The sequence below is a fragment of the Actinocorallia sp. B10E7 genome, assembly GCF_039871655.1.
GTDB lineage: Bacteria > Actinomycetota > Actinomycetes > Streptosporangiales > Streptosporangiaceae > Actinocorallia.
Genome location: NZ_JBDPLZ010000004.1, coordinates 624,671 through 643,512, shown reverse-complemented (window position 1 = coordinate 643,512; position 18,842 = coordinate 624,671). Strand labels below are relative to the sequence as shown.

Sequence of the window (18,842 nt, the reverse complement as noted above, 5' to 3'; positions counted from 1 at the left end):
GCGCGCTCAGGCGTCGGGCCAGAAGGCGGCGAAGAGTGCGTCGTCACGGCCCACCGACCAGCCCCCGCCGCGGAGGTGGGCCAGGACGTCGTTGACGTGCTCGGCGGAGACGCGTTCCCATCCGGTCTCCCAGTCGCGTTCCACAGGGCCGAACAGCTCCCGGAACCCGGTGTCGGCCCAGGGGCCCCGGACGGTCGGAGCCGGACGCCAGTCGCCGTCGCCGAAGCAGGGGTGCTCCGTCACGTCGAAGGGCTGGTCGTCGGCGGGGCGTACCGCGTTCCACAGGTCCTGGGTGGAGCGGGTGCGCAGGAAACGCTCGTCCACGTCCTCGTGGGCGCGGCAGACGAGTTCGATGTAGTAGTCCAGGCAGCGGCGGCGGTCGTCGACCCGGAGCCCCATCTCGCGGGCCTCCCCGTAGGTGCGGGCGCCGAACGCCGCCTCCAGGTGTGCCACCGCGTCGCTCGCCTCGTCGCGGTACATGATGTGCAGGTCCTCGCCGTGGACGCCGAGGACGAGCTCGGTGTCGGACGCGCCCTTCTCCTGCGCGGACGGCCCCGGCGCTCCGGGCACGGAGTAGTCGCGCTTGTCCCCGGGGAAGAGCGGCTCGCCCGTGTAGACGCCCGCCAGCCGCCCGGTGCCCTTGGGGAGGGCGAGGCGGCGCGGCGGCGGGGAGGAGGGCAGCCACGCGTCGGGGGCCCCGCAGCTGTAGAGCATGACGCGGGTGCCGGTGCCGTAGTAGGCGACGCTCCAGCCGCGCTCCAGCCAGGAGTCGACGGTGGACAGGAAGTGCGCCCGGCCCGGCGTGCTGTTCAGCCGCGCCTCACGCCAGGCCTCGAGCGCCATCCGGCGGGCCTGCGCCGCGGGCAGCTCGCGCACGGGCCCCGACGGCGGCTCGGGCGCGGCCGCCACGGGGTTGCTGAGCTCCGGCACGGTCGGCAAGGGCCGCTCCTCGGGACTGGACGGCGACTCGACATTCTGTTCTATCTCATGGATGCGCGTCTCGCCAGGGCCGTGCCTCAACCGCCCCGTGCGTCCCGCCACATCCTCAGTCCCACGTTCACCAGGTCGACGTGCTCCAGCGAGGGCACGTCCTCCAGCGGGAACCATTCGGCCCGGTCGGTGGAGTTGTCCACCTCGTGCCGCAGCTCGCCGCCCGTGCGCTCCACCTCGTAGACGATGCGCAGGCTCTGGTGGTCGACGATCTCGCCGTCCCAGTCCCGTTCGGGGATGTGCAGGGAGTGCACGCCCAGCAGGCCGACGACGCGGCCGGTGTAGCCGGTCTCCTCGGTCAGTTCGCGCAGCGCGCCGTCCACCGGGTCCTCACCGTGCTCCAGGCCCCCGCCGGGCAGCGTCCACCGGGGAGTGTCGCCGCCGATGAACCGGGCGAGCAGGATCCGGTCCTCCTCCACGCAGATCCCGTAGGCGGCCACCCGGAGATTCTTCCTGATCTGGTGCGTCACGCCCCGAGTCTCTCATTCCCGGGGCGTGACGGCGGTCCGCCGGTCCCGGTCAGCCCCAGGCGCGCTTCAGCTTCTGCGAACCCGACGCGGTGGTGAACGAGACGGCCTTGCGCGAGGTGGCGGTGGGGCTGGTGCGGTCGGACAGGAAGTACCAGTCCATCCGGGTCTGCTCGCGCCGGACGGTGAGCACCCCGTAGCCGTGGGAGTCCAGTTCCGACCAGCGGATGTGCCGGTTGGTGGTGGCGATCGCGGCCTCGGCGGCCAGCGAGGCGGTCCGCGGCGGCACCTGGAGGATGTCGTCGATGTTGTTGCTGGTCACCGACGGCACTACGAACTCGGTCGCGACGGCGGGGGTCAGCGGGTAGCTGCCGGCCTTCCAGGGGACCTCGATGGCCCAGCTGGTGTGGATGTCCCCGGTGAGGAACACCGTGTTGGTGATCTCGTTGTCCTTCAGGTGGCCGAGCAGTTCCCTGCGGTCGTCGGTGTAGCCGTCCCACTGGTCGGGGTTGAGCGAGTAGCCGCCGGAGGGCAGCCCGAGGAGCTGCGCGAGCGGCCCGAGCACTTCGGCGGGCAGCGAGCCCAGCACCAGCGGTCCGATCATCACCGAGTTGCCGACCAGCCGCCAGCGGGTCCGGCTGGCCGACAGGGTGGACTTCAGCCACTCCATCTGCGGCCCGCCGGTGATGGTCTGCTCCGGGTCGTCCACGGCCGTGCCCGAGGTCTGCTCCGAGCGGTAGCTGCGCAGGTCCAGCATGGTCAGCTCGGCGAGCTTGCCGAAGCGCAGCGTGCGGTAGATGACGCCGCCGTCGCGGAGGCGGACCGGCATCCACTCGTCGTAGGCCTGCCGGGAGGCGGCCTTGCGGTCGGCGTAGGAGCCCTCGGTGGCCGGGTCGTGGTTCTGCGCGCCGTCCGACCAGGCGTCGTTGGCGATCTCGTGGTCGTCCCAGACGATCATCCACGGGTGGCGGGCGTGCAGCGCCCGCAGGTCCGGGTCGGTCTTGTACTGGGCGTGCCGCTGCCGGTAGTCGGCCAGGGTGGTGATCTCCTTGGCCGGGACGTGCTGGCGCAACGCGCCGCCGTCACCGGTGCCGAACTCCTTGGGCGCGTACTCGTAGATGTAGTCGCCCAGGTGGATCACGCCGAAGAGGTCGTCGCGCCCGGCCAGCAGCCGGTAGGAGCCGAAGTAGCCGGCCTCCCAGTTGGAGCAGGACACCACGGCGAACGTCAGCGAGTCCACGTCGGCGTTCTCGGCCGGCGCGGTGCGGGTGCGCCCGGCCGGGGAGAAGGCGTCCAGGTAGGAGAACCGGTAGTGGTAGGCGGTGCCGGGCCGCAGGCCCTGGACGTCGACCTTGACGGTGTGGTCGCGTTCCGGGCCGGTGTCGAGGACGCCTTCGGCCACCACCGCGGTGAAGGCCTCGTCCTCGGCGACCTGCCAGCCGACCTGGACGGCGGGTCCGGCTCCGCTGCCGGGCAGGGATTCGGGGGTCGGCGTCACCCTGGTCCAGAGGATGACGGCCCGGGGCAGCGGGTCGCCCGAGGCGACGCCGTGCTGGAAGTAGGGGGTGGTGGGGGCGGCGTGCGCGGCGGCAGGGACGAGTGCGGCCACCGCGACGCCCGCGCCGCCGAGCTTCAGCGCTTCACGGCGATTCAGATGGGTCACGAGAGCCGAAACTAATTCGCCTTCACCACGCGGAGAAGGCCCATCGGCCAGCCGCCATCGGCCGTTCATCAAGGTTTAGCCGGTTCATCCGATTCGACCTTTCATCGGCGCCGCCGCGACACGCCTGTGATTGCTGGAAAACCCTGGAACTCAAGGGAAGATCCGCTACTGTCTGCGCCATGTCCGACTCCCCCGATCAGCTGGAACGGCGCATCAGCGAACTGCGCACGCGCGTGCGGCGGGCGGTGGCCGACGGGGACCGGTCGCTGGCCCGGGAACTGCGCGCCGAACTGCGCCGCGCCGAACGGCTCTGGGACAGCGCGGTCATGGCCCCCTCGGCCCCCGAGCCCGCCCGGGTCATCCCGGTGCGCGAGCAGGTCCACCACGCGCTGAACCTGCTGGGGGTGCCCGCGGCGCCCAAGCTCATCCTCGGCGTCCACGAGGCCTTCTTCTCCGGTGAGCTGGCCTCGGGCCAGCTCACCAGCCTGCGCCGGGACGAGGAGCGGTCCTTCCGCTCGGGGCCGCACACCCGCCCCTTCTACCTGTGCGCCGCGCTCACCGCCGACCTGCTGGCCCCCGCGCGGGGCCTGCTGGCACTCAGCACCTGGCCGGCGGCCCGGCGCATGATCGGTCCGCTCAGTCCCCGGGTGGACTTCCTCACCGCCGCGCTGCGCGTCACCGAACACCTGGAGCGGCTCGACGCCGAGCCGGGCCCGGCCGCGCGCAGGCTGCTGTGGCGGTTCGCCGCCGGAATCCCCCGGGCCACCGGCCCGCGCGGAGCCGTCGAGCCGTCCGGCGTGCGCGCCGCCGCGCACGCCGAACTCGACGTCCACCTGGCGGCCGACACCGCCTGCCGAGAGGAGGCCGCGGAACGCGCGGCCAAGCTCGACCCCGTCACCCGACTCTTCGGCGCCCGTCTGCAGGGCGCACGTGCCGTAGGAAACCGTTCATGACTTCGAGCTCCGCCGTCGACCTCAGGCTCGACCGCATGCGCGGCAGTACCCCGCCGCGCAACCACGACGCCCGCAGCATCGCGGCGCTCACCACCAACCCCGGCTGCGCGCGCCGCGCGGTACTGGACGCCGCCGGCGCCGACAAGGGGGAGATCGCCCGGTATCTGGGCCAGAGCATGCCGTTCGGCCAGTCCCAGTTCGCCATCACCCGGGGCAACGCCTTCGAGACGCTGGTCAAGAACGACGGCTGCGCCCAGCTCTACGGGCTGCTGCGCGACAGGCTCGGGCTGCCGGTCGCCGAGTCCTCCTACGCCGACCTGGAGGAGGTCGGCGGCAACGTCAGCCGCGAGGTGCGCTACACCCGCACCAAGCAGCTGCTCAAGCGGGCGGTCGAGGGCGAAGGCACGCTCTTCGACCACCCGCTGCTGCGGCTGGAGGTCGGCGGCCACCTGGTCTACCTGGAGCCCGACGTCATCGCCTTCCGGCTCCAGGACCGCTTCCACGTGGTGGAGATCAAGTCCTTCCCGGTCATCGACGGGCGCGCCGACCCCGACCAGGTCGCCGCGGCGGCCCGCCAGTCGGCCGTCTACGTGCTGGCGCTCCAGCGGATGATGGCCGAGCTGGAGCAGCCGGAGGACCTGGTCGCCGACCAGGTCGTACTGGTCTGCCCGGAGAACTTCTCCAACCGGCCGACCGCCACCCTGGTCGACGTCCGGCCGCAGCTGAGCGTGATCCGGCGGCAGCTGCGCCGCATGCGGCGCATCGAGGAGCTGCTGGACGCGCTGCCCGAGGACCTCTCCTTCGAGCTCGACGAGAACCTCTCGCAGTCGCTCACCCGTGTCCAGGCCAGGTACGCCCCCGCCTGCATGTCCACCTGCGACCTGGCGTTCTTCTGCCGGTCCGAGGCCCGCGCCTGCGGCGCCACCGAGGTGCTGGGCCGCCAGCTCGGCGACCAGCTCGGCGGCCTCACTCGGATCGAGGACGCGCTCGCCCTGGCCGACGGCGGTCTCACCCCGCCGGAGGGCCTGGAGGAGATCGCGGCGGAGCTGCGCGAGGCCCGGCGGCTGCTGGCGGAGCTGCGCGCATGAGCCTGCTCACCGCTCTGGCCCGGATGGAGGCGCTGCGGGACGGGCGGGCGGTGCCGCTGGCCACCGTCCGGCACGTCCGGCTGGCCGAGCATCCCACGGTGCTGGTCCCGCTGCGGCTGGCCGGGGAGGCCGCCGCGCCGCTGGCCGTGATGGCCGGCACCCGCCGGGAGGAGCCGCGCCTGTTCGTCGTGCCGCAGCCGCGCAACCGCGACCTTCGGTTCGCCTTCTTCGCCGATCTCGCCGGGCTGGTACTGCAGGCGGTCGCCGCCGCCCAGCTCTCGGCCGAGACACTGGAGATCAAGCGCGGCGAGCGCAAGGGCGAGACCTACCAGCGGTTCCTCGACGCGCCTCAGCTGCTGGTGCCCAACCAGGGCGGCATCGAGTTCCTGCGGCTCACCGGCCGCTCCACCCGCTTCCGCCAGAGCGAGGGCGAGTGGCCGGTGCCCGAGGAGGTGCCGCTGCTGGGCCGCTGGCTGACCTGGTTCGCCGACCGGTCGGACTACCCGGGCTCCAGCGTCCTGTGCGCGATGACCGACCTGCTGTCCCTGCACTGGGCGACCGGGCAGAGCCCGCTGGAGGACGGCAACCTGGCCGCGCAGCTCGCCTGGATCGACCCGCCGCCCGGGCGCACCGGCCCGGAGGCCGCGCTGGAGGCCGAGGACCCGCTGCTGCATCCGCCCGCGGGCCCCACCACCGACCCGTCGTTCGACAACGAGGTGCTGGCCCCGTTGATGGCCGCCTACGACCTGGCCGAGGACGACGGCCCGGCCCGCCAGTTCGCCGCCGAGCGCGTCGCCAAGGCGCTGTCCACCCAGCTCGAGCCGACCTGGGAGCTGATGTGGCGCGGGGTGGAACTGCTGCGTTCCCTGCCCGAGGCGCCCAGCGTCCCCCAGCGGTTCGAGGGCGACCGGCAGTCCTTCACCAATTTCGAGGAGTCGCTGGCCGAGGGCGCGCCGCAGGCCCGCAGGGACGGCGCGGTCGCGGCCGCGCGGCGGCTGGCCTCGCTGGAGGGCGCCGCCTCCCGGTACGCCGTCCAGCGGGCCCTGGACGACCCGCTGGTGCTGGCCGAGCACCGGCTGAACGGCGAGGCCTTCAGCGGCGAGGTCGTCTGGACCGATCCGGAGAACGTCAACTCCAAGGGTCTGCGCCGTCCGCTGGTGCGGATCGCCACCGATGACAGGCTGCGCGTCGAGCCCGGCAAGGTCGTGCACAACACCGCCCGCTCGCAGAAGGCCGAGGTGGTGGAAGCGGGCGAGGGAGAGGTGCTGCTGCGCATCGAGAACGGCATGGGCAACTCACGCAAGCCCAACCCCGGCTCGATCCCCGAACCCGGCGACCGGATGTGCTTCACCACCTTCACCGACGAGTTCCGGCCGGGCGCCAATCTGCCCGATCCGGAGGAGACCCCCTGGACGCACGGCGGGCCGCCCGAGCCGTACGAGCCGCCGAACGAGACCGTCGCCGAGGAGATGAGCCATGAGTCAGCCTGAGTCGCCCGGCGCGCGAGCCGACGCGGTCGTCTCGGACGTGCTGGCGCTCCTGACCGGCGGCGAGCACCGCGGTGTCGTCGTGGACTCCCCGCCCGGCGCGGGCAAGTCCACGCTGGTGGTCAAGGCCACGCTGCACCTGACGGACGCCGGCGAGCGGCTGATGATCGTGGCGCAGACCAACGAGCAGGTCGACGACCTCATCGAGCGGATCTGCGCCAAGGCCCCCGAGCTGGTGATCGGCCGGCTGTCCGCCGGGGACTACCAGCCCAGCGAGCGGGTCAAGCGGCCGAACGTCCTGGTCAGCCCGAAGTCCGAGGCGCTGGCCGGGGCTCCCGTCGTCATCGCGACCGCGGCCAAGTGGGCGACGCTCGGCGAGGGCACCTGGCCGTGGGCGATCATCGACGAGGCGTACCAGATGCGCTCGGACGCGCTGCTGCGCATCGCCTGCCGGTTCGAGCGCGCGCTGTTCGTGGGCGATCCGGGCCAGCTCGACCCGTTCTCGACCGTGGACGCCGAGCGCTGGGCGGGCCAGTCGTGGGACCCGACGCAGTCGGCGGTCTCGGTGCTGCTGGCGCACAACCCCGACCTGCCGGTGCGCCGGCTCCCGGTGTCGTGGCGGCTGCCCGCGTCGGCGGCGCCGGTCGTGTCGGACGCGTTCTACCCCTACACCCCCTTCGAGGCCGGCACCGGGCCCGGTGACAGGCTGCTGCGCTTCGGGGCCAGAGGCATGGGCGCCCACGACGACGTGCTGGACATCGCGGCGGCGTCCGGGTGGGGGCTGTACGAGCTGCCCGCGCGGCACACCATCAGGACCGACTCCGAGGCGGTGGCCGCGACGGCGGCGCTGGCCGTCCGGGTGCTGCAGCGCGGCGCGGTGGCCGTCTCCGACGGAGAGGAGTCCCCGGTGACGGCCGAGCGGATCGCGGTCGGCGCGGCGCACCGCGACCAGGTCGCGGCCATCAAACAGCTGCTGCGCGGCACCGGCATCACGGTGGACACCGCCAACCGGCTGCAGGGCCGCGAGTACGACGTGACGGTCGTCCTACACCCGCTGTCGGGGCGGCGTGACGCGACCGAGTTCCACCTTCAGGCCGGACGGCTGTGCGTGCTCGCCTCCCGGCACAGGCACGCCTGCCTGGTGGTGGCGCGGGCCGGCATCCCGGAGCTGCTGGACGCCCACCCCTCGACCGGGCCGGTCCATCTGGGGGTTCCGATCAAGTTCCCGGACGGCTGGGAGGCCAACCAGTCGGTGCTCGCCCATCTGGAGTCCTACAAGGTCGCCGTCTGACGCCTTTCCGCAGGCTGATACGGTTCAGCCGCACATGGGAGCGAAGTCCGGTGAGATTCCGGCGCTGTCCCGCAACTGTGGTGGCCCCCGAGGCCCGAGCCAGGACGCCTTCCGTGCGCGCGACGAACCGGCCCTCGAGGAAGGGTGAGCCGTCCCTTCCGGGCAAGCTCACCTCCCTCCGGGGTCCCCCCTTACGGAAGGTTGTGAAGATGCGGCGCATCATCGGCGCGCTCCTGCTCCTCGTACCGCTCGCCGCGGGCTGCGGAGGCTCCGAAGGCGCGGACGGCGAGGACCGTCCGGCCACCGGTTCCCTGACCGTCGAGGCGGCCAACGGCGAGGTGACCCTCCCCTCCGCCGCGAAGCGCATCGTCTCGCTCTCCCCCACCGGCACCGAGATGCTGTTCGCGATCGGGGCGGGCGGCCAGGTCGTCGCGGCCGACGACTACTCCACCTACCCGAAGGAGGCTCCGCGCACGGAGCTGTCGGGTTTCCAGCCGAACGCCGAGGCCATCGCCGGGTACAAGCCCGACCTCGTGGTCATCGCCACCGACCAGGGCGGCATCCTGGCGGCCCTGGAGAAGCTGAAGATCCCGGTCCTGCACGAGCCCGCGGCCGAGAAGCTCGACGACTCCTACGACCAGATCGCCGACCTGGGCACGGTGACCGGGCACGAGAAGGAGGCCGCGGACCTCGTCTCGGACATGAAGAAGCGAATCGACGCCGCGGTGAAGGCAGCGCCGAACGGCTCGGGCCTCACCTACTACCACGAGCTCGACCAGAGCATGTACACGGTGACGTCCAAGACGTTCGTCGGCCAGGTCTACTCCCTCTTCGGGCTGCAGAACATCGCTGACAAGGCCGACAAGCAGGGCAGCGGTTATCCGCAGCTGTCCGCCGAGTCGCTGGTCAAGGACGACCCGAAGTTCATCTTCCTGTCCCACCCCAAGGGCACCGGCGACTCGCCGGAGACCGTCGTGAAGCGGCCCGGCTGGGCCGGTCTGACCGCGGTGAAGGACGGGCACGTCTTCACCCTGGACGACGACATCTCCTCCCGCTGGGGCCCGCGCCTGCCCGACCTGGTCGAGGACATCTCCGAAGCCGTCAAGCGGGCGGCCTGACCGTCATGCGGCTCCGCCCCCGGCCGGTCACGCCGCCGTCCGCGCGTGAGGCGCGGACGCGGCTCCGGCCGCTCCCCCTGGGCGTCGCGGCGGCGCTGCTGCTGGGCGCCATGGCGGCGGGGCTCCTGGCGGGCGCCGTCCCCCTGCCGCCAGGCGAGGTGCTGCGCGCCGTCCTCGGCCTGGACACCGGCCTGTCCCCCATGGAACACGCGCTGCTGTTCGAGCTGAGGCTGCCGCGTGTGCTGCTGGGCGCGCTGGTGGGCGGGCTGCTGGCGGTCGCGGGCGCCGGCTACCAGGGGGTCCTGCGCAACCCGCTGGCCGACCCGTACCTGCTGGGCGCCTCGGCGGGGGCGGGGCTCGGCGCCACCCTGGTGATCGTCCACCTGCCGGTGCCCGCCGCCGTCGGGGTGCCGCTGGCGGCGTTCACCGGGGCGCTGGCGGGCGTGGCCCTCGCCTACGCGATGGGACGGGCGGCCGGGCCCGGCACCGGGACCCTGATCCTGGCCGGGGTCGCGGTCTCCTCGTTCCTGTCCGCGGCGCAGACCTTCGTCCAGCAGGCCGGGGTCGACGAGCTGCAGCGGATCTACTCCTGGATCCTGGGCGGGCTGTCCGGGGCGTCCTGGGACACCCTCTGGATGGTCCTGCCCTACGCGGCGGTCTCGACGGGCGTGCTGCTGGTGCACGGCCGCCTGCTGGACGTGCTGGCCGTCGGCGACGACGAGGCCGCCTCCCTTGGCGTGAACGCCGCCCGGATCCGGCTGGCTGTGCTGGCCGCGGCGTCGCTGGCCACCGCCTCGGCCGTGGCGGTCAGCGGGCTCATCGGGTTCGTGGGCATCGTGGTGCCGCACGCGGTCCGGCGGCTGGCGGGCGGGTCCTACCGGGTCCTGCTGCCGCTGTCGCTGCTGGCCGGGGGCGCCTTCCTGGTCCTGGCCGACCTGCTGGCCCGGACGCTGCTGTCCCCGGGCGAACTGCCGCTCGGCGTGGTCACCGCGTTCGTCGGCACCCCGTTCTTCCTGGCGGTGCTGCGCTCCACCCGGGGCGGGGCATCATGATCGTCGTGGAGGGGCTCGGGGTGGCGCGGGACCGCTGCCCCGTGCTGCGGGAGGTCGGGCTGACCGCCGGGGAGGGCTCCTGGACCGCGGTGATCGGGCCGAACGGGGCCGGCAAGTCGACCCTGCTCCAGGCGATCGCCGGACTACTGCCGCACACCGGGCGCATCCGGCTGAACGGACGGGAGGGGCTGCGCGGACGGGAACGGGCGCGCACCGTCGCCTACGCCCCGCAGAACCCGGTGCTGCCCGAGGACCTGACCGTCTTCGACTACGTGCTGCTGGGCCGCTCCCCCTACATCCCCTACCTGGGCCGGGAACGCGCCCGGGACCGGGAGGTCGCCGAGCGGGCGCTGCTCCGGCTGGACCTGGAGCGGTTCGCCGGGCGGCGGCTCGACCGGATGTCGGGCGGGGAGCGCCAGCGGGTGGTGCTGGCCCGCGCCCTGGCCCAGGAGGCGCCGATCCTGCTGCTGGACGAGCCGACCACCGCGCTGGACCTGGGCCACCAGCAGCAGGTCCTGGAACTGCTGGACGAACTGCGCGTCACCGAGGGCCTGACCGTGGTCACCACCCTGCACGACCTGGGCACGGCCGGCCAGTACGCCGACACCCTGGTGCTCGTCTCCGGCGGCCGGATCGCCGCCTCCGGCCCGCCCGCCGAGGTGCTCACCGCGGAACTGGTCGGCGCCCACTTCGGTGCCAAGGTGAACGTGACCGCCGGGCCGGACGGACGGCCCGTACTCTCCCTGGAGCGGCCATGAGGATCGAGACGGTGTGGCGCGCCGAAGAGGACGCCGAACTCCCCGCGCTGGTGTGGCGGCCGGGCCCCCGCAGGATGATCTCCTCGGGGCTGCTCGGCGGCGGGATCGGCCCGGCCGGCTGGGTGCTCAACGCCCAGGTGCCCGGGGACTACTCGCGCATGGACCCCCTGGTCCACCTCCGGGAGCTGGCCGCGCGGTTCGGCCTGGACGGGCCGGGCGTCGGCCTGCTGACCGCCGCCGAGATCCGCGCCTTCCGGCAGGGCCGCGACGGGGGCGTCTCGGCCACGGCGACCGTCGGGCTGCGGGTGCCGACCTGGGCGGCGTCCCCCGAGGGCAGACCCGACCCCGTCCTCGCCCCGACCGTGCCGGAGCAGTTCAGGCCGGGCACCATCAACATCGTCGTGTCCGTGCCCGTGGCACTCGACGACGCCGCGCTGGTCAACGCGGTGCTGACCGCGACCGAGGCCAAGACCCAGGCGCTGCTGGAGGCCGGGTACGACTGCTCGGGCACCGCGAGCGACGCCGTCTGCGTCGCCGCCGCCCCGCATGGAAGGCCCGAACCGTTCGCCGGACCCCGATCGGTGTGGGGATCGCGGATCGCGCGGGCCGTCCACGCCGCGGTTCTGGAGGGCTCGCACGACTACACCCGACGGCTGGCGGGGGGACCTTCTTCCCCGTGAAATCTCCGGGAATTGGGTTAGAGTCGGGCCGAGAGGATCAAGAGGATCCCCCAGGGAATCCCCCCAGAGGCCGAGGAGCGCCATGACCATCGCCCTGGTTCTGCTCTGCGTGGCGGTCGGGGCCCTGGAGCTGTACGCCGGGCGGCAGGCCAAGTACCAGACCGAGGCGTTCCTCAACCGGGTGAAGGAGCTGCACTCGCTGGTCAGGCGGCAGAACCAGACCCTGGAGAGCACCGGAAAGCAGTTGTCGGAGGAGCTCGGCGAGGTCAGGCAGCGGCTCCTGCCCGGACTGGACCTGCGGGTGAACCAGCACGGCGGGCGCATCGACGAGCTCGCCGCCCTGCTGCACCGCACCGAGGAGTACATCCGCGCCCAGGCCATCCGGCTGCACGAGCTGGAGAAGCAGCGCGACGCCCTGGCCGAGCTGCGCGGCAGGCTCGCCGACATGGAGAACACGTCCTTCCCCGTCGCGGTCCCGGCGATCGCGGGCCAGGCCCCGCCCGACACCAGGGTGGAGGCCGCGCTCACCCGGATCGCCGACCTGGAGCACAACCGGGCCCAGATGCTCGGCCTGCAGCGCGACCTGTCCCTGGCCCTGGAGGAGGTCGAGGGGGTCGTCGCCGACCTGCTGCACCACACCTCCGGTGAACTCGACCGCGCGATCACCGCCACCCTGGAGCCGGGCACCGAGCCGATCACCACGGTGGGCGGTTCGCTCATGTGCTCCGACCCCGCGCTGCGCGATGTCCTCGCCGACGTCTACGAGCGGTGCGTGGAGGGCAGCGGCCTGAGCGTGCAGTTCAAGACCGTGGAGGACCGGCTCACCCGCTACTACCTGACCGGGCGCGTCCTGGAGGAGCTGGGCGGCGGCTACACCGCGCTGCTCATCTCGCTGACCATGGACGTGGGCTCGCCGTCGCTGCGCCGCAGGCTGCCCAGCGACGAGGCGTCGGTGAAGGCGATGCTGCGCGCCCTGTACGAATCGGCGGGCGCGGTGGCGCGGATCGGCCCCCTGGTGGTCGGCCGCACCTCCGACGCCCTGGTGTGCGCGGTGCTCACCCACGCCCAGAGCCTGGAGTTCGACCGGCACGGCCTCCTGGCCGACCCCGCGCAGACCGCGGCCCGGCTACGGGAGCTGCCGGTGCATCAGTTCTGGGACCTGACGGCCTGGGCGGGCAGGCCCGCCGCCGGGTAGGCCTGGACGCCGACCGTCCCGCCTCCCCCGCCCGAACGGCCGGCTCCGCCGTTCCCGTCGAGCCTGACCAGAAGCCGAGCCACCGGCCCGCGGGTCGCGGGGTCGAGTTCGACGCCCAGCCCGAAACCGCTCTCGGCGTCGAGGAAGACCACGTCCTGCAAAGCCCTGGCCGCCCGTACGGCGGGGCCCGCCGAGTCGGCGTCCTCGGGGTCGTAGAGGGTGTCGTAGATCAGTTTGCGGGCGTAGCGGACGAGCGAGCCCGCGTCCACGACCCGGCTGCCCACCGCGCCGACCGGCCCGGCGATGGCGATGCCGATGACTCCGCCGCCCTCGCCCCGGACGAAGATCTCCCGTTCGGGTTCCCGCCGGGCCCGCTCCTTGCGCACCTGGAGGCCGAAGCCCGCGCCGTCGACGAACACCGGCACCGGGAACGGCGCGGGACGGGCGGAGACCCTGACCTCGCCGGGGGTCACGGTGTAGCCCGGGAGATACAACTGCAGTCCTTTGACCAGCAGCTTCCACACCGCCCGACCCGACAGTTCCTTACGGAACCCTTCCTCTGTCGACATCTTCGAGGAACCGAGACCACCGGCCGACACATGACCCATGTTCACCATCGTGGGGTCGTGCACCATTTCCGCACAAGACTTTCTGGAACGCCCTGAGAAACGAAGAAAGCTTCCCCGGGCGTCCGGACACCGTCCCGCGCGGGTCAGTCCCGGCCGCGCACCCGCAGGCCTGCCAGCAGTTTCTCGGTGGCCCGCGCCACCTCTTCGACCGCCGCATCGAAGGCCTCGGCGTTGTGCGCGGCCGGGCTGCGGAATCCGGAGACCTTCCTCACATACTGCAGGGCCGCCGCCCGCACGTCCTGTTCGGTGACTTCTTCGGCGTAAGGCGGCCGCAGCGTCCTGATGCTCCTGCACATCTCTCCATCATCGGTTATTCCGGCGTGCCGCGTGATGCTTCCGTCTACGGTTTGACCGTGATCGAGCTTTCGGAGAACGACAAGGTCCGCGGCTGGTTCCATCCGGAGGTGCCCGGACCGCTGATCGGCCCGCACGTGCTGCGGACGGGCCTCGGACGGATCCTGGTGGACGACCCGGCCGATCCCGGAACTGTCCTGGCCGAGGCCGGAGGCGACAACTACGACCTGAGCGGCGACCCGTCGGGGCTCGACTGCGAGAAGCTGCCGCAAGGCTTCTACCGTACCGATGAGGACTTCGCGCCGCTGCTGGCCGAGCGTTCGGGCGATCTGTACCGCTGGCCGCGTGTCATCTACGAACTGGCCGCGGAGCCGCGCCCCGTGCCGGGGGTGGCCGCCGGTCTGCGCGTCCTGGAGCCCCGCGACACGGCCGCGCTGGAGGCGCTCTCGCCGGAACTGCAGTGGATCACCGAGACCTGGGGCGGGCACGAGGGCGCAGCCGCCTCGGGGCTGGCCGTGGGGGCCTTCGCCGGCGGGCGGCTGGTCTCGGTGGCGCTCCCCTTCTACCTCGGCGAGCGGTACGAGGACATCGGCGTGGTCACCGAGGACGGCCACCGGGGGCGCGGACTGTCCGCCGCCTGTGCGGCCAGGGTCGTCGCGTGCGTCCTGCGCCGGGGGCGGCGGCCGTCCTGGTCGACCTCCCCCGACAACCAGGCCAGCCGCCGGGTCGCCGCCAAGCTCGGCTTCCGCTTCGTCCGCGAGGACCAGTTGTACGTCACGGGCTTCCCGCCGCCCCCCGGCTCCTGAGGACGGGTCAGAAGACGCACAGGGCGGCGGTGGCGTCGTCATGGCGCTTGTGGCGGGGCCAGCGTTGACAATGCGGGTCGGCGAGCTCGCTCTCACGGGTGCGGCGGAGGAGTTCGCCGGGCCCCTCACCGCCGAGCACCCCCATGAGGTCCTGCCAGCCCAGGAGCCGGAACCGGTCGGCGAGCCTGGTCGCGCCGTCGGTGAGCAGCGCGGCCCGGCGCAGGGCGCCGGCCGGACGGGCCCCGGTGACGGCCCGCGCGGCGGCCCCGGGGTACGCCGCGGCGTACGTCTGCGCCCGCGCCGTCGACACGACCTCCAGGCTGTCGCCGGAGTCCAGCAGCAGGGTCGAGTCCGCCAGCACCAGATGCTCCACCGCGCCGCGGTGCTCCCGCAGCGCCACCACGGTCGCGGCCGGGGTGGCCGGATGCCCCAGGTCGCAGGTGCGGACGTGCCGGGCCGCCACCGCGTCGATCGACCGTGCCAGCAGCGGGCGCAGCCTCTCGCCTCGCTCCTCCGGCCTGCCCGGCGGCTCCTCCAGCAGCCGGGCGAGCAGTTCCAGGCCGAGGGTGCGCGCGTACCAGGCGGTGCCGTGCCGGCAGCCCAGATCCGTGCCCGGCGGCAGGCTGCAGCCGTCGAGCACCACCACGGCCCCCTCGGCCGCCGCCACGAAATCCTCGTTCGGCCAGTCCCGTCCCGGGACCGCCTCCGTCGCCCAGCTCACCCGCATGCGTGTCCCTCCTCCTGGGAGAGACGCTGTTTCCGGTGCCGGAGTTCGACTACCGTTTTCCTCTCAGATTCTGTGGAAGGGCCCGACCGTGCCAATTCTCTTCGGAGGCTTCAGCCTGCTTCTGCTGGCTCTGTGGATCTACTGCATCTTCGACGTGGTGACCACCGACGCCCGGGACTGCCGGAACCTCCCGAAAACGCTCTGGCTGATCATCGTGCTGGTGCTGCCGGACCTCGGCTCGATCGCCTGGCTCATCGCGGGCCGTCCGCGGATCGTCGTCCGCCCGGACGGGAGGGAGAAGCGGGCGGCGCCGGTGCCGCCCGACGACGACGAGGAGTTCCTGCGCGGCCTGCGCGAGCGGGTCGAGGAGCAGCGGCGCAAGGCGCGCGAGCAGCAGGACCGGACGGACGAGCAGGAGTGAGCCCCCGCTAGGCGCGCGCGGCCAGGGGCAGCAGGACCGCCGACGGATGCTCCGGGTCGTGCAGGACCTCCTGGTGCTGGACGACCAGCCGGGTGGCCGAGCCCAGCGGCTCGCCGCCGCCGGTGTTGCGCGCGAACCTCGGATGCGAGCCGCTCGCCACCTGGACCCGTATCCGGTGCCCGGCCCGGAACCGGTAGGCGGTGGGCCACATCTCGACGGCGACCTCGACGGCCTCGCGAGCACCGCCCGCCGCGGAGGCCGGGTCCGGGACGAGCCTGCGCAGCCCGTCGCAGACGTTCACCGAGCGGCCCCTGGCGTCGACGTCGCAGAGCCGGACCAGCAGGTCGGTGTGGCCGCTGTCCGAACGCAGGTACACGCGTGCCGAGACGGGGCCGATGACCTCGAGGTCCTCGGCGAGCGGGGCGCTGGTGAACAGCAGGACGTCGGACCGCTCCTCGATCTCGCGCTGGTCCCTGGGGCCGGCGCCGGGGCCGAGCAGCGGACCGCCCGCCCCGGGAGTGGGGTCGGCCGGATCGTAGGTGAAGGCCGAAGGCGGGCTCTCCTCCGGCTCGTCCACGGCCAGGACCCCGCCCCGGTGCAGGTGGAAGGCGGTGGGCGCCGCCGGCGGCGGCCAGTCCGCGTAGTCCCTCCACTCCTCCGCGCCCTGGACGTACAGGCGGACGGACGCCTCCCGGCGGGGCTCCCCTCGCAGACATACGGCGAACCATTCCAGCGCGTCCCGGACCGCCGCGCCGAACAGGCCGGGGGACATGTGGCTCCACGGCCCGACGGTCAGCCGCGGGTCGCGTCCGGCGTCGCGCAGCGCGCGGTAGTCCTCCAGCTGGGAGGCGAGGAACAGGTCGTGCCAGCCGCCGACCATGCTCACCGGCGCGGTGATCTCCGCGACGCGGGCGCGGTGGTCGCGTTCGGGCACCCAGTAAGGGTCGTCGGGCTCGGAGTGCTCCAGCCATTCCCGGAACCAGGGGACGGCCTCGCCGAGGACCGCGGTGTCGGCCTCGTTCAGCGGGAGCAGGCCGAACGCGCGCTCCAGCCGCCTGCCACCGAAGAGGCCCTGCGACCGGGCGCGCAGGCCGCCCGAACGCTGCCGGGCCATCATCGTCGACCACGACAGGCAGCCGCGCAGGGTGAAGGCGCCCCCGAGGTAGGTCTGGTCCCGGAACTGGGAGGCGGTGACGAACGGGGCCATGGCCGAGATCCGGTCTCCGGCGTCGGGGGCGAGCGCCCACTGCGCGTAACCCAGGTAGCTCGGGCCGAAGGTCACGACCCGGCCGTTGAACCAGGGCTCCTTCTCCAGCCAGGCGAGGGTGTCCAGGCCGTCGCGGCGCTCGTCGCCGAACGGGTCGAACTCGCCGCCGGAGTCCTCGGTGCCGCGCACCGCCTGGACCAGGACCTGGTAGCCGCGTTCGGCGAACGTCCTCCCGGCGAGGAGGGCGACCCAACCTCGCCGTCCGTAGGGGCTGCGGACCAGGACGGTGGGCGCTCCCGGCACCCTGCGCGGCAGGTACAGGTCGGCCGCGAGTTCCACGCCGTCGGACATGGGCACCGTGAGGCCGCGGCGGACCTCCACGTCCCGGGTGAGGGCGGGCGGCAGCCCGAGGAGGCGTTCGGTGATCCTGCTGACCGCTGGCATGCGCCCACCTTCCCGTAGAACCGCCCCGGACGCTAGATGTACCTAATTGCGCCATTCGTCCGAAAGATAATGACCTATTAAACGGTGGTTGTGAGGTTTCTGGTGAAGTCGATGGCCAGAAAGATAGTCACTGCATAAGGTGAACCCGCACAGGCCCTTTCCCCCTCTGCGTCAGCATCAGCTAGGAGCAACCGTGGCCGACGAGCACGCTCCCCCCGGCATCGACATCCACACCCCGAGTTTCGCGCGGGTGTACGACTACTTCCTCGGCGGCAAGGACAACTTCGCCTCCGACCGCGAGGTCGCCGATCTGGTCATGCAGTTCGTGCCCGAGGCCCCCGTCGTGGCGCAGGGCAACCGGGTCGCCATCGAAAGGGCGGTGCGCCACCTGGCCGGCCGGGGCGTCACCCAATTCGTCGACATCGGCTCCGGGCTCCCCACCGCCAGCAACGTGCACCAGTACGCCACGGAGACGGACCCCGAGGCGAAGGTCGTCTACGTCGACAACGACCCCATAGTGCTGGCGCACGGGCGGGCGCTGCTCACCGAGGACGGGATCGCCACATTCATCCAGGGCGACCTGTACGAACCGGAGAAGATCTTCACCGACCCGCGCCTCACCCGCCTCATCGACCTCGACCGGCCGGTCGGGCTCATCCTCGCCGCGATCATCCACCACGTGCCCGACGAGAACGACCCGCGCGGCACCGTCATGCGCCTGCACGAGTTCCTCGCCCCCGGCAGCCACATCATGCTCACCCACCTGCACGACTCCGGGGACGACCCCCGGGTCGCCGAGGCCAGGAAGATCCTGCAGGCGGGCCTGGGCGGCTCGCACTTCCGCAGCGCCGAGCAGATCCTCTCCTTCATGGACGGCCTGACCGTCCTGGAGCCCGGAGTGGCCGACTGCACCGCCTGGCGGCCGGACGGGCCCGCCGGGGAACTGGAGCACCCCCTGCACAACCAGATGGCCGCCGTCCTCGGACGCAAGGACGCCTGACGCCTAACGCGCTGCCGTCACGGTGATCTGGTCGCCCCGGACGGTCACCGCGGCACCGGGCTTCAGGTCCTCGACGGCGCCCTCCTTGGAGACCGTCACCCTGGTCTGGTCACCGACCGTCACCTTGACGGTCCGACCGTCGGCGGTCTTCACCTCGACTGTGTCGCCGGAGACCTTGCCGACAGTGCCCGAGGTGAGGCCGCCGCCTCCCGGGAAGCCGCCTTGGCCGGGACCGCCCTGGTCCTGCCGTCCCGGCCGGACTCCCTGTCCGGGGAAGCCGCGCCGTCCCTGGTCCTGGGCGATGGACGGCACGTCGTCGTCACCGCCGCCCCATGCCTTGTCGGCGTGGACGCCGCCGATGAATCCCGCGACCGCCACCACACCCGCGCCCAGGCACAACGTGACCATGGGGAGTCTCGCCCGGGGCGGGTGGGCGGCGAGCGCCTCCTCGAGGGACTCCTCGAAGGGGGGCTCGTCCAGTAGTTCCTGCGGACTCATCGGGTCGGGCATGGGAGGCAGGATCCGGCCGCCGTCTGGGGAAATTCTGATCGGCGGATGAGAGGACGATGAGA

At 72.7% G+C, this 18,842-nt stretch carries 20 protein-coding genes and 1 riboswitch; of the genes, 12 read left to right on the top strand and 8 right to left on the bottom strand.

Annotation, left to right across the window (positions count from 1 at the left end):
- Positions 1-6 precede the first annotated feature (6 nt).
- From ABGB12_RS16800 to ABGB12_RS16790, 3 genes are all read right to left on the bottom strand, one after another.
- Positions 7-939, bottom strand: coding sequence for a hypothetical protein (locus ABGB12_RS16800; protein WP_347678843.1), 933 nt, complete (start codon positions 937-939; stop codon positions 7-9).
- Positions 940-1,016: 77 nt separating this feature from the next.
- Positions 1,017-1,460: an NUDIX hydrolase gene (locus ABGB12_RS16795; protein WP_347678841.1), complete on the bottom strand. Its 444-nt coding sequence runs from the start codon at positions 1,458-1,460 to the stop codon at positions 1,017-1,019.
- Positions 1,461-1,509: 49 nt separating this feature from the next.
- Positions 1,510-3,120, bottom strand: coding sequence for an alkaline phosphatase D family protein (locus tag ABGB12_RS16790; protein WP_347678839.1), 1,611 nt, complete (start codon positions 3,118-3,120; stop codon positions 1,510-1,512).
- Positions 3,121-3,299: 179 nt separating this feature from the next.
- Here ABGB12_RS16790 and ABGB12_RS16785 point away from each other — a divergent pair, with 179 nt between their 5' ends.
- The 9 genes from ABGB12_RS16785 (at position 3,300) to ABGB12_RS16745 (ending at position 12,742) form a co-directional block, all read left to right on the top strand.
- On the top strand, positions 3,300-4,073 hold the full coding sequence (locus ABGB12_RS16785; RefSeq protein WP_347678838.1) for a hypothetical protein: 774 nt from the start codon (positions 3,300-3,302) through the stop codon (positions 4,071-4,073).
- Complete coding sequence (locus ABGB12_RS16780; protein ID WP_347678836.1) at positions 4,070-5,161, top strand: hypothetical protein; 1,092 nt, start codon at positions 4,070-4,072, stop codon at positions 5,159-5,161. Before ABGB12_RS16785 ends, ABGB12_RS16780 begins: the two co-directional genes overlap by 4 nt.
- Positions 5,158-6,651 carry a hypothetical protein gene (locus ABGB12_RS16775; RefSeq protein ID WP_347678834.1) on the top strand — a complete coding sequence of 498 codons (1,494 nt, stop codon included), beginning with the start codon at positions 5,158-5,160 and terminating at the stop codon, positions 6,649-6,651. Before ABGB12_RS16780 ends, ABGB12_RS16775 begins: the two co-directional genes overlap by 4 nt.
- Positions 6,638-7,939 (top strand): AAA family ATPase, encoded by a 1,302-nt coding sequence (locus tag ABGB12_RS16770; protein WP_347678832.1) that lies wholly within the window; start codon positions 6,638-6,640, stop codon positions 7,937-7,939. Before ABGB12_RS16775 ends, ABGB12_RS16770 begins: the two co-directional genes overlap by 14 nt.
- A 3-nt stretch (positions 7,940-7,942) precedes the next feature.
- A riboswitch (cobalamin riboswitch) is annotated at positions 7,943-8,070 on the top strand.
- Positions 8,071-8,148: 78 nt separating this feature from the next.
- Positions 8,149-9,057, top strand: a complete 909-nt coding sequence (locus ABGB12_RS16765; protein WP_347678830.1) for an ABC transporter substrate-binding protein — start codon at positions 8,149-8,151, stop codon at positions 9,055-9,057.
- A gap of 5 nt (positions 9,058-9,062) precedes the next feature.
- On the top strand, positions 9,063-10,109 hold the full coding sequence (locus tag ABGB12_RS16760) for an iron ABC transporter permease (protein ID WP_347678828.1): 1,047 nt from the start codon (positions 9,063-9,065) through the stop codon (positions 10,107-10,109).
- Positions 10,106-10,867 carry an ABC transporter ATP-binding protein gene (locus ABGB12_RS16755; RefSeq protein ID WP_347678826.1) on the top strand — a complete coding sequence of 254 codons (762 nt, stop codon included), beginning with the start codon at positions 10,106-10,108 and terminating at the stop codon, positions 10,865-10,867. Before ABGB12_RS16760 ends, ABGB12_RS16755 begins: the two co-directional genes overlap by 4 nt.
- Positions 10,864-11,547, top strand: a complete 684-nt coding sequence (locus tag ABGB12_RS16750) for an adenosylcobinamide amidohydrolase (RefSeq protein ID WP_347678824.1) — start codon at positions 10,864-10,866, stop codon at positions 11,545-11,547. The genes ABGB12_RS16755 and ABGB12_RS16750 overlap by 4 nt, the downstream gene beginning before the upstream one ends.
- 82 nt (positions 11,548-11,629) lie before the next feature.
- Positions 11,630-12,742: a hypothetical protein gene (locus ABGB12_RS16745; protein WP_347678822.1), complete on the top strand. Its 1,113-nt coding sequence runs from the start codon at positions 11,630-11,632 to the stop codon at positions 12,740-12,742.
- On the opposite strand, the gene ABGB12_RS16740 is transcribed toward ABGB12_RS16745, so the two are convergent.
- Both ABGB12_RS16740 and ABGB12_RS16735 read right to left on the bottom strand, forming a co-directional pair.
- Entirely contained in the window at positions 12,694-13,311 is a 618-nt protein-coding gene (locus ABGB12_RS16740; RefSeq protein WP_347678820.1) for a hypothetical protein, read from the bottom strand. The two genes, ABGB12_RS16745 and ABGB12_RS16740, sit on opposite strands and share 49 nt — an antisense overlap.
- Before the next feature lie 143 nt (positions 13,312-13,454).
- Complete coding sequence (locus ABGB12_RS16735; RefSeq protein ID WP_347678818.1) at positions 13,455-13,667, bottom strand: DUF2277 domain-containing protein; 213 nt, start codon at positions 13,665-13,667, stop codon at positions 13,455-13,457.
- A 57-nt stretch (positions 13,668-13,724) separates the two neighbouring features.
- Between ABGB12_RS16735 and ABGB12_RS16730 the strand changes: the two genes are divergently transcribed.
- A complete protein-coding gene (locus ABGB12_RS16730; protein WP_347678816.1) occupies positions 13,725-14,471 on the top strand; it encodes a GNAT family N-acetyltransferase in 747 nt (248 codons plus the stop codon).
- A gap of 7 nt (positions 14,472-14,478) precedes the next feature.
- On the opposite strand, the gene ABGB12_RS16725 is transcribed toward ABGB12_RS16730, so the two are convergent.
- Positions 14,479-15,198 (bottom strand): integrase, encoded by a 720-nt coding sequence (locus tag ABGB12_RS16725; RefSeq protein ID WP_347678814.1) that lies wholly within the window; start codon positions 15,196-15,198, stop codon positions 14,479-14,481.
- A gap of 88 nt (positions 15,199-15,286) precedes the next feature.
- On the opposite strand from ABGB12_RS16725, the gene ABGB12_RS16720 reads away from it, so the two are divergent.
- Positions 15,287-15,619, top strand: a complete 333-nt coding sequence (locus tag ABGB12_RS16720) for a PLD nuclease N-terminal domain-containing protein (protein ID WP_347678812.1) — start codon at positions 15,287-15,289, stop codon at positions 15,617-15,619.
- A 7-nt stretch (positions 15,620-15,626) separates the two neighbouring features.
- Here the strand turns inward: ABGB12_RS16720 and ABGB12_RS16715 are convergent, their stop codons facing one another.
- A complete protein-coding gene (locus tag ABGB12_RS16715; protein ID WP_347678810.1) occupies positions 15,627-17,270 on the bottom strand; it encodes a CocE/NonD family hydrolase in 1,644 nt (547 codons plus the stop codon).
- Positions 17,271-17,463: 193 nt separating this feature from the next.
- Between ABGB12_RS16715 and ABGB12_RS16710 the strand changes: the two genes are divergently transcribed.
- Positions 17,464-18,270: an SAM-dependent methyltransferase gene (locus ABGB12_RS16710; RefSeq protein WP_347678808.1), complete on the top strand. Its 807-nt coding sequence runs from the start codon at positions 17,464-17,466 to the stop codon at positions 18,268-18,270.
- A gap of 3 nt (positions 18,271-18,273) precedes the next feature.
- On the opposite strand, the gene ABGB12_RS16705 is transcribed toward ABGB12_RS16710, so the two are convergent.
- Positions 18,274-18,780, bottom strand: coding sequence for a hypothetical protein (locus tag ABGB12_RS16705; protein ID WP_347678806.1), 507 nt, complete (start codon positions 18,778-18,780; stop codon positions 18,274-18,276).
- Positions 18,781-18,842: the final 62 nt, after the last annotated feature.